Source organism: Citrobacter sp. RHBSTW-00524, from assembly GCF_013747755.1.
In the GTDB taxonomy this organism is placed as follows: Bacteria; Pseudomonadota; Gammaproteobacteria; order Enterobacterales; family Enterobacteriaceae; genus Citrobacter; species Citrobacter braakii.
Genome location: NZ_CP056421.1, coordinates 2,288,214 through 2,303,580, shown reverse-complemented (window position 1 = coordinate 2,303,580; position 15,367 = coordinate 2,288,214). Strand labels below are relative to the sequence as shown.

Below are 15,367 nucleotides of genomic sequence, written 5' to 3'. Positions count from 1 at the left end.
ATGAACGACACCTCTTCTGACGACATCCTTCTGCTGAAACAGCGCCTGGCCGAACAGGAAGCGTTGATCCACGCCCTGCAGGAAAAGCTGAGCAACCGGGAACGCGAAATAGACCATCTGCAGGCGCAACTGGATAAGCTGCGCCGGATGAACTTCGGCAGTCGTTCCGAAAAGGTATCCCGCCGTATCGCGCAAATGGAAGCTGACCTGAACCTGCTGCAGCAGGAAAGCGATACGCTGACCGGCCGGGTGGATGACCCGGCAGTGCAGCGCCCGCTGCGTCAGACCCGCACCCGCAAACCGTTCCCTGAGTCACTCCCACGGGATGAGAAGCGGCTGCTGCCGACTGAGCCGTGTTGCCCGGAGTGCGGTGGTTCGCTGAGTTACCTGGGTGAGGATGCCGCCGAACAGCTGGAGCTGATGCGCAGCGCCTTCCGGGTTATCCGGACAGTCCGTGAAAAGCATGCCTGCCGTCGGTGCGATCGCATCGTTCAGGCCCCGGCTCCTTCGCGCCCCATCGAACGGGGGATCGCCGGACCGGGGCTGCTGGCCCGAGTGCTGACCTCAAAGTATGCAGAGCACACACCGCTGTATCGCCAGTCGGAGATCTATGCCCGCCAGGGTGTAGTGTTGAGTCGTTCTGTACTGTCGGGCTGGGTGGATGCGTGTTGTCGTCTGCTGGCACCGCTGGATGAAGCCCTTCAGCACTATGTCCTGACCGACGGCAAACTCCATGCTGACGATACGCCTGTCCCGGTGCTGTTGCCGGGCAATAAGAAGACGAAGACCGGGCGCTTATGGACGTACGTTCGAGACGACCGCAACGCCGGATCAGCGCTGGCCCCCGCAGTGTGGTTCGCTTACAGCCCGGACAGAAAAGGTATCCACCCTCAGACCCATCTTGCAGGCTTCAGTGGCGTACTGCAGGCTGATGCCTACGCCGGGTTCAACGAGCTCTACCGCGACGGCCATATAAAGGAAGCCGCGTGCTGGGCCCATGCCCGCCGAAAAATCCACGATGTTCACGTCCGTACCCCGTCAGCCCTGACGGAGGAGGCGCTGAAACGGATCGGCGAGCTGTATGCCATCGAGTCGGAGCTCAGAGGTAAAAGAGCAGAGGAACGGCAGGCAGTCCGGCACCAAAAAGTGCTGCCGCTGCTGGCGTCACTGGAGGGGTGGCTGCGGGAGAAACAGAAAACCCTCTCAAGGCACTCAGAACTGGCGAAGGCGTTCGGGTATGCGCTGAACCAGTGGCCGGCGCTGATCCGCTATGCAGAAGATGGCTGGGTGGAGGTGGATAATAACATTGCCGAAAACGCCCTACGACGGGTCAGTCTGGGGAGAAAAAACTGGCTGTTCTTCGGCTCGGATCATGGTGGTGAGCGCGGTGCGTCACTGTACAGTCTTATCGGGACGTGCAAATTAAACGGCGTGGATCCGGAACGCTATCTGCATTATGTACTTGATGTCATCGCCGACTGGCCTGTGAACCGGGTGGGTGCTCTGCTCCCGTGGCGGGTTACTCTGCCTGCCTGACCAGCTTCACTTCGTCAATACGGTTCTCACTGCACGCTTACCGCTGGCCAGGGCCCTGCAGAATATCAATTCGCAAAAGCATCTGGTCACACTACCGCTCAGCATTCTGCTGGAGAATTTGTGCGGAATCTATATCCCTATGTTGCTGGGCGTACAGACAGTGGTACTGCCCTCTGCACAGATTGGATTCGCAGGTTCCAGCCAGTTTAATCCCTCTCAGTTTTTCCACGTGTTGATGAAATGGCATCCACAAAGTCTGGTGTTGGTGCCAGAACTGTTACGGGCGCTGCTCCACCTGCACCAGCAGATCCCGGAAAGCACGCAATCCTTGCGCTTTATCGCCGTCGGCGGTGGAAAAATTTCAACCCAGTTGTTGGCATTGGCGGGACAAAGCGGTCTACCGGTATTTGAAGGGTACGGCCTTTCGGAATGTGGTTCCGTTGTGGCACTGAATCTGCCTGATGCGGCAAAAGCGGGCAGCGTCGGCAAACCGTTACCGGGTATCAAGGTATCGGTTGATGCCAGTCAGCAACTGTATGTAAACAGCCCGGCCAATGCGCTGGGCTATCTGGGGACTGAACCAGCCTCGCAGAATGTTGCGACTGGCGATCTCGGCAAAGTGGATGAAGAAGGATTTATATATCTTCATGGGCGTCTAAAAAATATTCAGATAAATGCTTTTGGTCGCAATTTCTCGCCAGAATGGCCGGAAGCTGAAGCAATGGCATGTTCGGCGGTCCGACGTATTGTGATCTTCGGCGAGGGATTGCGACACAATGTTGCCCTGGTTGATGTCTTTGACGGTCAACAGGAACTGGCCCGTGAGCAACTTCAGGCCCTCTCCGCTCGCTTGCCTGACTATGCCCGGTTCCATCGACTGCTTTTTACTTCAGTCCTGTCATCTCCCGATATGTTTACCGCCAATGGGCGTCCCCGGCGGAGCGCCATCTGGCACTCCCTGAAACAAGATATTCTCACCTGCAGTGAGGAGGAATAATCATGAGTTTTTATCAGGAACTGCAAAAACAAACCGCTGAGGACCGTCAGCGGTTACTGGCATCGCCAATCATCGCCCGCTGCCAGCAAGGCGATATTTCCCGCGCAATGTATATCCACTTTCTGACACAGGCATATTACCACGTCAGCCATACCGTGCCGCTGCTGATGTGCGCCGGCAGTCGTCTTGCTGCTTCACGTGAAGCAGTGCGAGGAGCCATTGCCGAATATATTGATGAAGAGTACGGACATCAGGAATGGATCCTCAATGATATTCGCACCTGTGGTGGCGACGCGGAAAAAGTCAGAAATGGAACGCCTGGGCTACCAATCGAAATGATGATCGCTTACCTCTACTATCGTATTGAACGAATCAATCCAATGAGCCTCTTTGGCATGGTCCAGGTACTGGAAGGTACCAGCGTGTCGATAGCATCAGCCGTTGCCGCACAAGTTGAGCATACGCTGGCGCTACCTGAGCAGGCTACCACTTATCTGCGTTCACATGGCGAGCTTGATCAGGGACATTTGCGATTTTTTGCATCTCTGATGGATACCATCACCGATAAGGACGATCAGACTGCCATTATCCACACCGCCCGTCGTGTTTATAACTTGTATGGGCAGATGCTTGAGCAACTGGGAAATGACGCAAATGAACCTGCATGACAAGACGGTTTTACTCACCGGCGCAAGCGGGGGTATCGGTCAATCGCTGGCACTGTCGCTGGCGAAAAAAGGGGCACGGCTTTGCCTTGTCGGGCGCAACGAACAGGCAATGAAGCTTCTGCAACAGACACTTCCCTATGCGGAGCGGCACAGCATTGCGCTAATGCGTAATTATTCTGATGATGAAATCAACGCCCTGGCCGCACGATTTAGCCAGGATGGTGGGCTGGATATCCTGATAAACAATGCGGGAAGTAGTCGCTTTGCGTTGTTTGAACAGCAATCTTTTGACGATATTCGTGAGCAGATCCGCGCCAACATTGAGATCCCGGCCTTACTCACCCGTGCTTTAATGCAAAAGATGAATACACCAGGGATCGTGCTCAATATAGGGTCTATCTTTGGGGAAATTGGTCATCCAGCCTGGAGCGTTTACAGTGCGACCAAAGCAGCGACACACCGTTTTTCTGAAGCATTAGGGCGTGAATTACAGGGTAGCGGCATCACGGTACTGTATGCCGCTCCGCGTTCAACAGAAACCTTGCTGAACAACGAACATGTGTATGCCCTGAATCAGAAACTCGGCAACAGTAGCGATTCCCCCGACTTTGTTGCCGCGCGACTCACCCGTCTCCTTGAAACTGAACAGAAACGCTACCGCTTTGGCGTGATGGAACGCCTGTTTGTCAAAATCAATGCCTGGTTTCCCACCGTCATCGATGGGGCATTAGGAAAAAAATTACCTGTGATTCAGTTATTTGCCAGAAAACCGCTCAAGGGAGAACATAAATGAGAATTCTACATGTACTCATTATTGCGACAGTGATACCTTTCTCTGCAATGGCGAATACGACGCTGGAAGATTTACAGCATGAGTGGTCCATTTGCCAATATCAGACGTTAGCCGCGAAAAAAGAGAGTTGTTTCAGTGCGCTCAGCCAAAAGACCCACAATGCTATTCAAGCTCACAATACCGATGCACCGTTGTTAATCTGGTCAGGTATCATTGACAGCAGTTGGGCTGGCGCCAAAGGCGGTCTTGGCGCGCTGAGCCTTGTTAAACAGGCGCGCAGTAATCTGGAAAAAGCCATTGAGATTGATCCAGGCGCATTGCAGGGGTCAGCCTGGACTAGCCTCGGTGCGCTGTATTATCAGGTACCAGGCTGGCCGATTGGTTTTGGTGATAAAGAAAAAGCCGAAGAAATGTTAAAGAAAGCGCTGGCGATCAATCCTGACGGTATTGACCCTAACTATTTTTATGGTGACTTTCTATTGCAGGAGAAAAAAAACCAGGACGCGAAGCGCTATCTGGATAAAGCACTGAAAGCTCCGGCGCGCCCAGGACGAGAGATTGCTGATAATGGACGCCGTCGTGATATTGCGAAGGATCTGACCAGTATTAAGTAAAAAACCAGTACCCGCAGAATATACTGTGCCGCCCACTGTTCCCTGTGAACGGTACAGATATTCCCTTTTTCCTTTGACGAGAATAGCCATCACTGTGGTGATGCCTTCGTCTTTTTCAGGCTTGTCATCCACACCCAGCTCACCTATTGTAGGCGTCATTTCAGCACCGTCTGGCAGACTCTCAATTTTCTGACAGCATAGCGGACACCAAATATGATGGGCGCTATCCATGAAATTGTTAACTACAGTGCGTAAAAAAGCCCTAATTATCTCGTTGAGTTCAAAATCAAAATGGTTGAACGCTCAGATCGACCAGAGATCTCCGTGGCGAAACTCGCTCGTGAGCATGGAATCAACGATAATCGGCTGTTCAAGTGGCCAAATGAACTGTGCCACTACAGATTGACCAGGTTCGGCAACACGACGGCGATGAGGCCTGAACATTTGCCGCTCAGTTGAATCGCGCTTTTACTGGGCACATAACACAGGAAATCCATTGCATCACGTACCGCCTGACGCGTTTCAGGCACTACGCTGGGATGATTGTTAAGCACCCGCGATACAGTAGCCGTTGATACTCCTGCTTTTTTTGCAACATCTTTAATGGAAGCCATGATGATGAAATGTGTCCTCTAAAAAGTAATGTCACTATAAAGTGTGATAGAGGTCAAAGATGTAAGCCAGTTCACATGTTGTTGCGTTACATGAAACCCAGTTCGCGCTCTCACTTCCATTGGCGTTAGCGCCGCAAAAAATTCAATCCCCGCGAGTTTGCTGATTTACGAGGTATTATAGGGTCTGAGGTGCGACGGGCAGCTGCATGGACTGTCTCCCGACGGATAAATGCCTTTCCTTAGTGTTTAAAACGTTCATTTCTTACACAAAGCCGCCCATCAGCCCTCCTCAAAATTAATGAACACATCTAATAAACCCTAGCTAATTACCCCATCTAATCGAATAAATAACTTTGCGTTATGCTTTTCCTCGACAACAGCCAAAGGATAACGTCATGCAAACTGTAAAACTGAACAACGGTATTGAAATGCCCCTGCTGGGCTTTGGTGTGTTTCAAATGTCTGATGCCGCTGAATGCGAAAGAGCCGTGATTGATGCGATCGATACGGGATACCGCCTGATCGATACCGCCGCGTCTTACCAGAATGAAACCCAGGTCGGGAACGCTCTGAAACAAAGCGGTATCGCCCGTAACGAGCTCTTTGTAACGACCAAACTTTGGCTACAGGATACGAATTACGAAGGCGCTAAAGCCCAGTTCGAACGCTCCCTGAATCGTCTGCAACTTGATTATGTTGACCTGTATCTGATTCACCAGCCTTACGGTGATGTTCATGGGGCATGGCGTGCCATGGAAGAATTACAACAGGAAGGAAAAATTCGCGCCATTGGCGTCAGCAACTTCCATCCTGACAGACTGGCCGACCTTATCGCCTTCAACAACGTTGCCCCTGCGGTAAACCAGATTGAAGTTAACCCCTTCAACCAGCAGCTGCATGCCGTTCCCTGGAATCAAAGCCGTGGCATTCAGCCGGAAGCTTGGGCTCCGTTTGCTGAGGGGAAAAATGGTCTGTTCCAGCATCCCGTATTAACGGCAATTGGTCAGAAGTACGGCAAAAGCGTGGGCCAGGTTGTTCTGCGTTGGATCTTCCAGCGAGGCATCATTTCACTGGCGAAATCGGTGCGCAAAGAACGCATGGCAGAGAACATTAACATTCTCGATTTTGAACTCAGTTCTGAAGATATGCTGCAGATTGCTGCCCTCGACACTGCAACCAGCGCCTTCTTCTCTCACCGCGATCCGGCGATGGTGGAATGGCTGACCGGCCGCAAACTTGATGTTTAAGTCGCGATAAAAGAGGTATTCATTCAATGCAAAAACGTTATCTGGGTAAATCCCGACTCGAAGTATCCGCGCTTGGGCTCGGCTGCATGGGCTTAAGCCATGGCTACGGTCCGGCGACCGATACCCGTCAGGCTATCGAGCTCATTCGCGCAGCGGTTGAACGTGGCGTCACCTTCTTCGATACCGCTGAAGTATATGGCCCCTTCCTCAATGAAGAGGTTGTAGGCGAAGCCTTAAAACCGTTTCGTGACCGTGTGGTTATTGCCACCAAGTTTGGTTTTACCTTCGGCACGGACAACAAGCAGCAGATTTTAAACAGCCGTCCGGAGCATATCCGTGAAGCTGTGGAAGGATCATTACGCCGCCTTAAGACTGATGTCATTGATCTGCTGTACCAACACCGTGTCGACCCGGATGTCCCCATTGAAGATGTTGCGGGAACGGTGAAAGACCTGATAGCGGAAGGCAAAGTCAAACATTTCGGTCTGTCCGAAGCGGGCGCACAAACCATTCGTCGTGCACATGCCGTGCAACCGGTCACTGCGCTGCAAAGCGAATACTCTCTGTGGTGGCGCGAGCCTGAGCAGGAGATCCTGCCGTTACTGGAGGAACTGGGTATTGGTTTCGTTCCCTTCAGCCCATTAGGCAAAGGCTTCCTGACGGGATCAATTAAGCCAGGAATCACTTTTGGCAAGGACGATTATCGCAGCACCGTGCCGCGTTTCGCCGAGCAGGCGATTGAAGCCAATGAAAAGCTGGTCACCTTGCTGGGTGAACTGGCGGCAGAGAAAGGTGTGACGTCTGCGCAAATCGCGCTGGCATGGCTGTTGGCACAAAAGCCGTGGATTGTTCCTATCCCTGGTACCACCAAACTGCACCGGCTGGAGGAAAACCTGGGGGCTGCCGACATCATTCTTTCGCAGAAGGATACGCAGCAGATAACCCAGGCGCTGGAAACGATTAACATCGTCGGTGAACGTTACTCTCCTGAGCACCTGGCCCGCGTAGGCCGTTAATACCCGAACGGGTCTACGGACCCGTTATTAGGCGTAGCGAAGTGCATCGATCATCAGCGCAAATGCGGGCGGGTGCTGCTTACGGCTCGGGTAGTAGAGATAATAGCCGGGAAAAGATGGACACCAGTCCTGCAGAACCTGAATAAGCTCCCCTGACTTGATATAATCCTGCACTCTGTCTTCAGGCATACAGGCAATGCCAAAACCGGATAAAGCAGCATCAATCCTTTCTGCCTGCTGGTTAAACGTTACCTGCCCTTCCACTCTGACCCGTAACGGTTTCCCTTCCTTCTCAAACTCCCAGTGATAAAGCCCACCGGCAGTCGGCAGGCGCATATTGATGCACCGATGATTTTGTAGCTCGTGCGGCGTTTCAGGTGCAGGGTTTGCCGCGAAGTAAGACGGTGCTCCCACCACGGCCATGCGCATGTCCGGGCCAATTCTTACAGCAACCATATCCTTATCCACGCTTTCGCCCAGGCGGATCCCGGCATCAAAACGGCCCTCAACAATATCGACAAAGCCGTTATCAACCACCAGTTCGAGATTAATTTCCGGATATTCCCTGAGGAAAGGTTTTAACTTTGGCCATACCAAACTTCGCGCGGCATGCTCCCCAGCAGATAAGCGGATATTGCCGGAGGCAGTGCCGTTCAGTTGAACCAGCGATTCCAGCTCCTGTTCAAGATCGGCAATACGCGGTTCAAGGCAGGCAATAATTCGCTCACCGGCTTCCGTAGGGGCAACGCTTCGGGTCGTACGGGTCAGAAGGCGGATATTGAGCCTTTCCTCCAGCGCCTTCATCGCATGGCTGAGTGCAGACTGAGAAACACCCAGTTTGCCCGCTGCTTTGGTAAAACTTCGCTCCCTTGCCACCACCAGAAAGATTTGCAGTTCGTTGAAGTTTTCTTTAAGCATCGGCGATTTCCTTATGGTGGCATTCCCTTCATCGCGCACTTATGAAGGGTGTTCATAGACACAATCATTTTAGCCCTATTACTGACAATAATGATAATTGATATTCTGGCTGTAGAGAAAATATGTCTGAATTATCAGAAGGTTTATCATGAAAATACTCATTGCAGGCGCGACCGGAAGTATTGGTCTTCATGTCGTGAGTACCGCTATCGAAATGGGTCATCAGCCCGTGGCGCTGGTCAGAAATAAACGGAAAGTAAAATTACTTCCGCGTGGAACGGATGTTTTTTACGGCGATGTTTCAATGCCTGAAACACTTACCGATTTGCCGAAAGATATTGATGCCATCATCTTCACTCTCGGTTCCGATGGCCAGGGGCGTATTGGCGCCAGAGCGATAGATTACGGCGGTGTGCGTAACATTTTACGACTCTTCAGGGATACACCTGTACGCATCGGTTTAATGACCACGATTGGCGTGACTGAACGACTCAGCACCTGGAATCAACGCACTGAGGTTCATGACTGGAAAAGACGTGCCGAACGTCTGGTCAGAGCGAGTGGTCACCCGTATACCATCGTCAGACCCGGCTGGTTTGATTACAACAATGATGATGAACACAGAATCGTTTTGCTCCAGGGGGATCGTCGCCATGCAGGAACACCAGAAGATGGTGTGATATCAAGGCAGCAAATCGCCCAGGTTCTGGTCAGTGCCCTGACCAACGAGGCGGCAAAAAATAAAACGTTTGAGCTGGTGGCCGAACGAGGCGAAGCACCGCAGGATCTTACTCCACTGTTTGCAGACCTGCAGGCTGATGATCCACAAAAAAATGATGGCGTTTTAGATATAGACAATATGCCTCTGTGTGAAGAACCTGAGTGCATTATTAACGAGCTGAACCGCACGGGGTTGCTGAAATCTATAAATAAATCATAAGCATCTCGACAAGGCTGTATCATCGCCCTCTTATAATGCGCGTTAATTTATGTTCACAACAGAAGACATCATCGATGAGATAACCCGAGCGATTGATTTAAACTTACACAAATCGCTGAAGGTAAGTTTAGCGTATCGATGATCAGGCATGCTTCAGCCAGTTCCGGAATATTTGCGCTTGCAGTATTCCCTGAAAATCAATCAGCCCTGAGCAACCAAGTTTCTTGATCAGATTCTGCCTGGCCTGGTAAATGGTTTTTAAGTGTAGATTTAACATGGCAGATATCTCAAAAACAGTTCGCCCCTCCCCTAGCTGCGTTAAAATATATTTATCTCGCGCAGTCAAGGAGATATTGAGTTCCGATTGATGCTCGTGCTTTCCACCAGCACGAGTAATATCAATAATAAATTGCTTGATTGAGGCAACATCGCTATCTACTGGCAGTCTGTAAAGTGAGATGTCATTGAGATACTGATACAGATGGCCATCAATCAGCAGCACCAGGCGATATGTATTCAGATCGTAATTTTGCTTTTTTACCGCGTCAAAGTGATTAGCGGTGAAGAAAACAAGTCGCGCCTTGTCATCTTCAAAAACGATATCTGCAAGGATATTCTTTAACCCTTGCCTGATATAGATATCATCAATCCATAAAACTGCGTTTCCAGCATGTTCCTGCATGATGTTCATCATTATGACCTCAACGAAAAATCACCATTGACCTCACCGGGCTGCGAAGTTTTATCGAGTTGAAGATGTGCCAGAATCTGTGAATAGAGATCGGTCAGTATCACATTCTTCTCATTCTTCAACTGCGTGCTGAATGCCTGAATAAGAACATCATTACTGATACAACCCTGTTTTAACATGACATTACGCTCTATATCCTTATACAAAGCGCAGCGGAAAATAAAATCTTCCGGAATTGAATTAGCCATATCAACTCCATAATATGCAGTCATAAAAATAATAGGATGCTATGTATAGTCTTAATCCAAACAGCGAAGCGACAGAACTTACATCATACAATAATTGTGCTGTGTATTTATATTAATGTGCTATCTCATTAGACGTCATCAGCCGTATAACGTAACACTATTTCCAGGGTTTTTCTGATAATGTCTGCCTTGACAACGTCAGTTGTTGACTCCAGAGAACTAATCAGGCTTAAAATGATGTTTTTATTATTAACATTATCACCTGCCAGAATTACATTTGTCACCGCCTGCCCCAATACCACTGACTCATCTGCTAATAGTTCACCTGCATTATGGAAGTAACTTGATAAAGCTTTATCCGTCATTACACTGTGGACATTAATTTCATGAAGCATGGTAACCTCGCTTGTATAGTCTGGAGAATTATCTTTAATGTAATTTAGGGTTTTTGCTGGCACTGAAAGCACTCTCATCTCTCGTTTTTTCCGGTTTTCTGTTTATCTTCCCCGGATTAACATTTGTAAAATCATTGATAACGCTGTCAATTAATTGTTTACGTGTACCATCCATTTCACTGGCATGCATAAGCCGCAATTGCTTAATCAGTGCAGCTAACGAAACGTCTTTATGCATTCGCAAAATTTCTAGCACAGCCAAACCTGTAATTTCATGTTTCAAGCGTTCACTGTCAGGTTTCTTCATAACTCCTTCACTACTTACCCATTATCATAGTAGGGCTTTATTTTATTCGAAAAGCAGGCCGATTAACGCATTGTAATGTTTCTGTTCATTCTCACCTGATGCATTTTCAAGACGGTGCAGAAGTTTGGTACACAGTGATTTGCGACTGAGATTGCGCCCATCTTTTAGTATCTCAGTCACGATTTCGCCCAACGTTTCCTGTTGGGTTGGCAGATGCGCTTTAGCAAAGTAACGAGAAATCGCGCTTGCAGAATCAGTGCGAACGGTATGCTGCTGCATGGAGTGCTCCTGTAACAAAATGCTGGTGAATATTAAGTTTTATAACAGTAGCAAAGCTGTACCGAAAATGTGTACAACATAGCACGCTAATTTTTAGCAAAAAATGCTAAATTAATTAAATCATGTAGTTACGATAGTTTATATCTATATGAAATCCAATTTCTTTGTACAAATCACTTTGTGTTATCAATGAAATTGATCTGTATTAGCCCGCTTGCTTGTAAAGACAAAGTTAGAATTATGTATTAAAATCAGGGCGTAACTTGGTTTGTCTGATACTGACCAGACCTCTTCTCCTTCCTTGATCCCGGACTGTCCATGCTCACGACCATTATTTACCGTAGCCATCTACGTGAAGACACCCCTCTCAAAGCGCTTGAGGATATGGTGACAGCCGCAAATATCAAAAACAGGCGATCAGATGTTACGGGGATCTTACTCTTTAACGGCCATCACTTTTTCCAACTGCTTGAAGGCCCAGAGGAGCAGGTAAAAGAGATCTATCGTTGTATTTGTAACGACCCCCGGCACCACAATATCGTTGAACTGATGTGTGATTACGCGCCTGCGAGAAGATTCGGAAATGTAGGGATGGAGTTATTTGATTTACAAAAACATGAACGGAATGACGTCCTGCAAGCTGTACTCAATAAGGGTACGTCCAAATTTCAGCTCACGTATGATGACAGAGCATTACAGTTTTTCCGCACATTTGTCCTCGCCACGGAAAAATCGAGCTATTTTGAAATACCTGCGCCTGATTACTGGAGTTTTATAACCGACAATACCTGTACCATCCTGGATGAAAGCACACTCCCGTCAGATACAGATTTCAGCTTTGCTTTTCAACCAATTATCGATCCTATGTCACAGCGCGTCATTGCGCTGGAAGCCCTTATTCGCGGTAAAGACGGTGAAACGCCCGCTACGTATTTTGACAAATTCACACCTGAAGATGTGTATACCGCTGATCTGCAGAGCAAAAAGACTGCATTTGCAATGGCAAGCGCACTGGGACTTAATCACAAAATGCTGTCGGTTAATCTGTTACCCATGACCCTGGTAAACAGACCCGATGCAGTCAGCTTTCTTATAAACGAAATCGCGGCGCATGGACTGGTGCCTGAACAAATCATTGTAGAGTTTACCGAAAGTGAAGTTATTTCGCGTTTTGATACGTTCGCGCAGGCCGTGAAGTCACTCAAGGCAGCGGGTATATGTGTGGCGATAGATCATTTCGGGGCAGGTTTTGCCGGGCTTCAGCTTTTGTCTCGCTTTCAACCGGACCGAATTAAGATAAGCCGCGAACTCATCACTGATGTGCATAAAAGTGGACCACGGCAGGCCATCATTCAGGCCATAATCAAATGCTGCGCTTCACTGGAGATTATGATTTCTGCGGTCGGCGTCGAAAAACCTGAAGAGTGGATGTGGCTTGAATCCGCGGGTATTGAGATCTTCCAGGGTAACCTGTTTGCAAGAGCCTGCCTGAATGGTACTCCGTCTGTCGCGTGGCCAGAGAAAAAATGATTTCTCAGCGTTATAATAATTAACGTATTGTTATTACACAATAATCCCGCCACCTCTTTTATGCTGAACATAAAAATTCAGCATTTACTCCCTACGTGATAGTAAAGTAAATCTTAATTTTGCTAGAATCCTATGTATGTTTTGTACAATTTGATGCATGTTGTACAAAGTAGCAGGAACCGCATATCGGTGACGGAGAATCATGAGTGTCTGGGGGAATTATGGCTTATTACAGCATTGGGGATGTCGCAGAACGTTGCGGGATAAATCCTGTCACCCTTCGGGCATGGCAACGACGTTACGGTTTACTCAAACCTCAACGCAGCGAAGGTGGCCACCGACTCTTTGATGAAGAGGATATTCAACGTATTGAAGAAATAAAACGTTGGATTAGCAGTGGCACACCCGTTGGCAAAGTTAAAGCATTGCTGGAAACCAGTACCCGTGAAACTGACTACGACTGGAATCAATTGCAAGAAGAGATGATGGGCATTCTTCGTATGGCGTATCCCCCGAAGCTGCGAGCCAAAATTATCGCACTCGGTCGCGCCTACCCCGTAGATGCGTTGATTGATCGCGTTTATCTTCCCGTGCGTCAGCGGTTGATACTTGACCATAATACATCCCGCATCATGAACAGTATGCTTGATGGCGCATTGATTGAATATGTAGCAACCCTGCTGTCTGAAACGCGGCGCAAATCAGGGAAAGATGCCATCCTGATGGCCTGGGATGTTGAAGACCGAACCCGTTTATGGCTCGAAGCCTGGCGTTTATCGCAATCGGGCTGGCATATTGCCGTGCTTGCTGAACCCATTGAATCGCCAAGACCTGAACTCTTCCCCGGGCAAACGCTTTTTGTCTGGACTGGTATTACGCCAACCCGCAGACAAAATGAACTTCTACAACACTGGAACGAACAAGGTTATAAAGTCATTTTTCACAGCCCGTAACCAACATGTATCGCAGTAATGAGCTGAGTAAGATAAATCTTACTAATTCTTATTTTTTGGGTGGTTATTTTGAATACCATCCAATGAATCTGTGTTCCCTACCCGCCTGACTTAATACCCGCAGTAGCATAAAAACAAAACAATATACTCACCCGTGGGTATTATTTTTTTGCAAACGACATCACCTTTTTCCTAAGTAAAATTTATTAGATCAACTGGCGCACGCCTAATACTTATTCTAGGGTTAAACCATGTCTTCTTGTACCACATTATTGTTTTTCTAAAGTAATAAATGTGGTTATTTGAAAAAGGTAAAGGATATGGCTCTAGTCTTAGACAAACGCTTAATTCTTTGTTGCTGCGCCTTTTCCATTATTCCCGTGGCAAATGCAGCAACCGTTAACGGAACATTTCAGGTACTGATGACGATTCAAAAGGCCTGTACCGTGACTGCCGGTTCGGCTTCAAATATCACGCTTGGGCCGGTGAATACCACGGCAACAAATACCAATGCAAGCAACACGATTTCGATTAATTGTTCTAAAACCACGCCCTATTTTATCGGCCTGGCGCCGTCGGCCGCCAATGGGGGGACGACGACGGGCTCAGGCGCCATGTCCTCCGTGGCTAACGCTGCCACCAATACCGATAAAGTGCCCTACCAGCTAAATCGAACATCAGCAACAGGTCCGGTGTGGGGGAACACCGCCACCGACACCGCGCCTGGAAACGGCGTAGCGGCGACGGGGACCGGGCTGGTGCAAACGTTTACGGTTTATGCCACCGCACCGAGCGCCAACTTCACTCCTGACGACTATGCCGACACGGTAACGGTTAACGTTAACTACTAACTTCAGGAAGCCACATGAGAGTAAAACTGCCTGTTCAGCAGTGTGCCTGCGCATGCCTGTTAGGGATGGTTGCGAGCCTCAACCTTGCTGCCGCCAGCGGGCTGCAAATCGCCCCGGTCACATTAACTTTGCTCGCGACGCAAAATGCCGATGGTATCTGGCTTAGTAATGCGGGTGAAAATGTGCTCAATGCCCAGGTTCGGGTTTTTCGCTGGAGCCAGAGCGCTTACGGCGACAAACTTTCCCCCTCTCAGGGGCTGGTCATTAGCCCGCCGATGCTGGCATTAGCCCCTGGAGAACGTCAGTTGATTCGCGTTATTCGGACCGGCCCACCTTCGGCAAATGCTGAAGACGCTTATCGGTTATCGATAGATGAGTTACCGCCTGCAAAAGTAGAAAAAAATAAGCTTCAGTTTGTGCTGCATTATTCCGTCCCCGTTTTCATTCAACCAACATCAGCGGCGCAAACGCAGGCAAAATTGCAATGGAAATTACAACAGCTTGATGGCAAAAAATTTATTGAAGTGAGTAACCAGGGAAATGGGCATGCACAATTATCTGCTGCAACATTTATAAGCCCTGACGGTGCTAAAAAGGTTATTACGCCCGGACTGTTAGGCTACGTTTTACCCGGCTCAACGATGCGCTGGATAGTCTCTCCGTCGGCCAGTAATACTCATGATGGCGGGAAAGTTGAAGTCACAATCAATGGCCAAAAAACAGTACAAGATCTGTAACAGATCCTGGCTTCTGGTGAAATATTGCTTTCT

Annotated in this window: 18 protein-coding genes and 1 pseudogene; 12 read left to right on the top strand and 7 right to left on the bottom strand. The window is 48.9% G+C overall.

What is annotated here, in order from left to right; genetic code table 11:
- Genes HV229_RS11080 through HV229_RS11060 form a run of 5 tightly spaced genes read left to right on the top strand, consistent with a single transcriptional unit; the run spans position 1 to position 4,608 of the window.
- On the top strand, positions 1–1,536 hold the full coding sequence (locus HV229_RS11080) for an IS66 family transposase (protein WP_016239903.1): 1,536 nt from the start codon (positions 1–3) through the stop codon (positions 1,534–1,536).
- Positions 1,499–2,533 carry an AMP-binding protein gene (locus HV229_RS11075; RefSeq protein ID WP_181547569.1) on the top strand — a complete coding sequence of 345 codons (1,035 nt, stop codon included), beginning with the start codon at positions 1,499–1,501 and terminating at the stop codon, positions 2,531–2,533. The genes HV229_RS11080 and HV229_RS11075 overlap by 38 nt, the downstream gene beginning before the upstream one ends.
- Positions 2,534–2,535: 2 nt before the next feature.
- The gene (locus HV229_RS11070; RefSeq protein WP_047389842.1) at positions 2,536–3,201 is read left to right on the top strand and encodes an iron-containing redox enzyme family protein; all 666 of its coding nucleotides are present in this window, start codon (positions 2,536–2,538) and stop codon (positions 3,199–3,201) included.
- Positions 3,179–3,994, top strand: a complete 816-nt coding sequence (locus HV229_RS11065; RefSeq protein WP_230852504.1) for an SDR family oxidoreductase — start codon at positions 3,179–3,181, stop codon at positions 3,992–3,994. The genes HV229_RS11070 and HV229_RS11065 overlap by 23 nt, the downstream gene beginning before the upstream one ends.
- Positions 3,991–4,608: a TRAP transporter TatT component family protein gene (locus HV229_RS11060; RefSeq protein ID WP_181547567.1), complete on the top strand. Its 618-nt coding sequence runs from the start codon at positions 3,991–3,993 to the stop codon at positions 4,606–4,608. Before HV229_RS11065 ends, HV229_RS11060 begins: the two co-directional genes overlap by 4 nt.
- A 401-nt stretch (positions 4,609–5,009) precedes the next feature.
- On the opposite strand, the pseudogene HV229_RS11050 reads toward HV229_RS11060, so the two are convergent.
- Positions 5,010–5,222: pseudogene (locus HV229_RS11050) on the bottom strand (LacI family DNA-binding transcriptional regulator); the annotation flags it as partial.
- 395 nt (positions 5,223–5,617) lie between these two features.
- Between HV229_RS11050 and HV229_RS11045 the strand changes: the two are divergent.
- Entirely contained in the window at positions 5,618–6,469 is an 852-nt protein-coding gene (locus HV229_RS11045) for an aldo/keto reductase (RefSeq protein ID WP_181547565.1), read from the top strand.
- Positions 6,470–6,495: 26 nt separating this feature from the next.
- Positions 6,496–7,485, top strand: coding sequence for an aldo/keto reductase (locus HV229_RS11040; protein WP_101700535.1), 990 nt, complete (start codon positions 6,496–6,498; stop codon positions 7,483–7,485).
- Between the two features lie 27 nt (positions 7,486–7,512).
- Here the strand turns inward: HV229_RS11040 and HV229_RS11035 are convergent, their stop codons facing one another.
- Positions 7,513–8,403 (bottom strand): LysR family transcriptional regulator, encoded by an 891-nt coding sequence (locus tag HV229_RS11035; protein ID WP_016153339.1) that lies wholly within the window; start codon positions 8,401–8,403, stop codon positions 7,513–7,515.
- 148 nt (positions 8,404–8,551) lie between these two features.
- Here HV229_RS11035 and HV229_RS11030 point away from each other — a divergent pair, with 148 nt between their 5' ends.
- The gene (locus HV229_RS11030) at positions 8,552–9,343 is read left to right on the top strand and encodes an SDR family oxidoreductase (RefSeq protein ID WP_181547563.1); all 792 of its coding nucleotides are present in this window, start codon (positions 8,552–8,554) and stop codon (positions 9,341–9,343) included.
- A 142-nt stretch (positions 9,344–9,485) separates the two neighbouring features.
- Here HV229_RS11030 and HV229_RS11025 read toward each other — a convergent pair whose 3' ends face one another.
- The 5 genes from HV229_RS11025 to ycgZ all read right to left on the bottom strand — a co-directional run bounded on the left by HV229_RS11025 (position 9,486) and on the right by ycgZ (position 11,263).
- Positions 9,486–10,037, bottom strand: coding sequence for a LuxR C-terminal-related transcriptional regulator (locus HV229_RS11025; RefSeq protein WP_047358277.1), 552 nt, complete (start codon positions 10,035–10,037; stop codon positions 9,486–9,488).
- The gene (locus tag HV229_RS11020) at positions 10,037–10,282 is read right to left on the bottom strand and encodes a hypothetical protein (protein WP_016156767.1); all 246 of its coding nucleotides are present in this window, start codon (positions 10,280–10,282) and stop codon (positions 10,037–10,039) included. Before HV229_RS11020 ends, HV229_RS11025 begins: the two co-directional genes overlap by 1 nt.
- Positions 10,283–10,410: 128 nt before the next feature.
- Complete coding sequence (locus HV229_RS11015) at positions 10,411–10,677, bottom strand: biofilm development regulator YmgB/AriR family protein (protein WP_016153343.1); 267 nt, start codon at positions 10,675–10,677, stop codon at positions 10,411–10,413.
- 34 nt (positions 10,678–10,711) lie between these two features.
- On the bottom strand, positions 10,712–10,984 hold the full coding sequence (locus HV229_RS11010) for a hypothetical protein (RefSeq protein WP_053390184.1): 273 nt from the start codon (positions 10,982–10,984) through the stop codon (positions 10,712–10,714).
- Positions 10,985–11,026: 42 nt separating this feature from the next.
- Complete coding sequence (gene ycgZ, locus HV229_RS11005) at positions 11,027–11,263, bottom strand: regulatory protein YcgZ (RefSeq protein ID WP_016153345.1); 237 nt, start codon at positions 11,261–11,263, stop codon at positions 11,027–11,029.
- Positions 11,264–11,581: 318 nt separating this feature from the next.
- Between ycgZ and HV229_RS11000 the strand changes: the two genes are divergently transcribed.
- From HV229_RS11000 to HV229_RS10985, 4 genes are all read left to right on the top strand, one after another.
- Positions 11,582–12,793: a diguanylate phosphodiesterase gene (locus tag HV229_RS11000; RefSeq protein WP_181547561.1), complete on the top strand. Its 1,212-nt coding sequence runs from the start codon at positions 11,582–11,584 to the stop codon at positions 12,791–12,793.
- A gap of 221 nt (positions 12,794–13,014) precedes the next feature.
- The gene (locus tag HV229_RS10995; protein ID WP_181547559.1) at positions 13,015–13,746 is read left to right on the top strand and encodes a MerR family transcriptional regulator; all 732 of its coding nucleotides are present in this window, start codon (positions 13,015–13,017) and stop codon (positions 13,744–13,746) included.
- A 320-nt stretch (positions 13,747–14,066) separates the two neighbouring features.
- Positions 14,067–14,597, top strand: a complete 531-nt coding sequence (locus HV229_RS10990) for a spore coat protein U domain-containing protein (protein WP_016153348.1) — start codon at positions 14,067–14,069, stop codon at positions 14,595–14,597.
- Between the two features lie 14 nt (positions 14,598–14,611).
- Complete coding sequence (locus HV229_RS10985) at positions 14,612–15,334, top strand: molecular chaperone (protein ID WP_181547557.1); 723 nt, start codon at positions 14,612–14,614, stop codon at positions 15,332–15,334.
- Positions 15,335–15,367 lie beyond the last annotated feature (33 nt).

Coding starts and splice junctions, on each gene's coding strand:
- HV229_RS10990 (WP_016153348.1), top strand. CDS start 14,067: ATGGCTCTAGTCTTAGACAAACGCTTAATTCTTTGTTGCTGCGCCTTT.
- HV229_RS11015 (WP_016153343.1), bottom strand. CDS start 10,677: ATGCTTCATGAAATTAATGTCCACAGTGTAATGACGGATAAAGCTTTA.
- HV229_RS11045 (WP_181547565.1), top strand. CDS start 5,618: ATGCAAACTGTAAAACTGAACAACGGTATTGAAATGCCCCTGCTGGGC.
- HV229_RS11035 (WP_016153339.1), bottom strand. CDS start 8,403: ATGCTTAAAGAAAACTTCAACGAACTGCAAATCTTTCTGGTGGTGGCA.
- HV229_RS11010 (WP_053390184.1), bottom strand. CDS start 10,984: ATGAAGAAACCTGACAGTGAACGCTTGAAACATGAAATTACAGGTTTG.
- HV229_RS11025 (WP_047358277.1), bottom strand. CDS start 10,037: ATGATGAACATCATGCAGGAACATGCTGGAAACGCAGTTTTATGGATT.
- HV229_RS11000 (WP_181547561.1), top strand. CDS start 11,582: ATGCTCACGACCATTATTTACCGTAGCCATCTACGTGAAGACACCCCT.
- HV229_RS10995 (WP_181547559.1), top strand. CDS start 13,015: ATGGCTTATTACAGCATTGGGGATGTCGCAGAACGTTGCGGGATAAAT.
- HV229_RS11070 (WP_047389842.1), top strand. CDS start 2,536: ATGAGTTTTTATCAGGAACTGCAAAAACAAACCGCTGAGGACCGTCAG.
- HV229_RS11065 (WP_230852504.1), top strand. CDS start 3,179: ATGACGCAAATGAACCTGCATGACAAGACGGTTTTACTCACCGGCGCA.
- ycgZ (WP_016153345.1), bottom strand. CDS start 11,263: ATGCAGCAGCATACCGTTCGCACTGATTCTGCAAGCGCGATTTCTCGT.
- HV229_RS11030 (WP_181547563.1), top strand. CDS start 8,552: ATGAAAATACTCATTGCAGGCGCGACCGGAAGTATTGGTCTTCATGTC.
- HV229_RS11060 (WP_181547567.1), top strand. CDS start 3,991: ATGAGAATTCTACATGTACTCATTATTGCGACAGTGATACCTTTCTCT.
- HV229_RS11040 (WP_101700535.1), top strand. CDS start 6,496: ATGCAAAAACGTTATCTGGGTAAATCCCGACTCGAAGTATCCGCGCTT.
- HV229_RS11080 (WP_016239903.1), top strand. CDS start 1: ATGAACGACACCTCTTCTGACGACATCCTTCTGCTGAAACAGCGCCTG.
- HV229_RS10985 (WP_181547557.1), top strand. CDS start 14,612: ATGAGAGTAAAACTGCCTGTTCAGCAGTGTGCCTGCGCATGCCTGTTA.
- HV229_RS11020 (WP_016156767.1), bottom strand. CDS start 10,282: ATGGCTAATTCAATTCCGGAAGATTTTATTTTCCGCTGCGCTTTGTAT.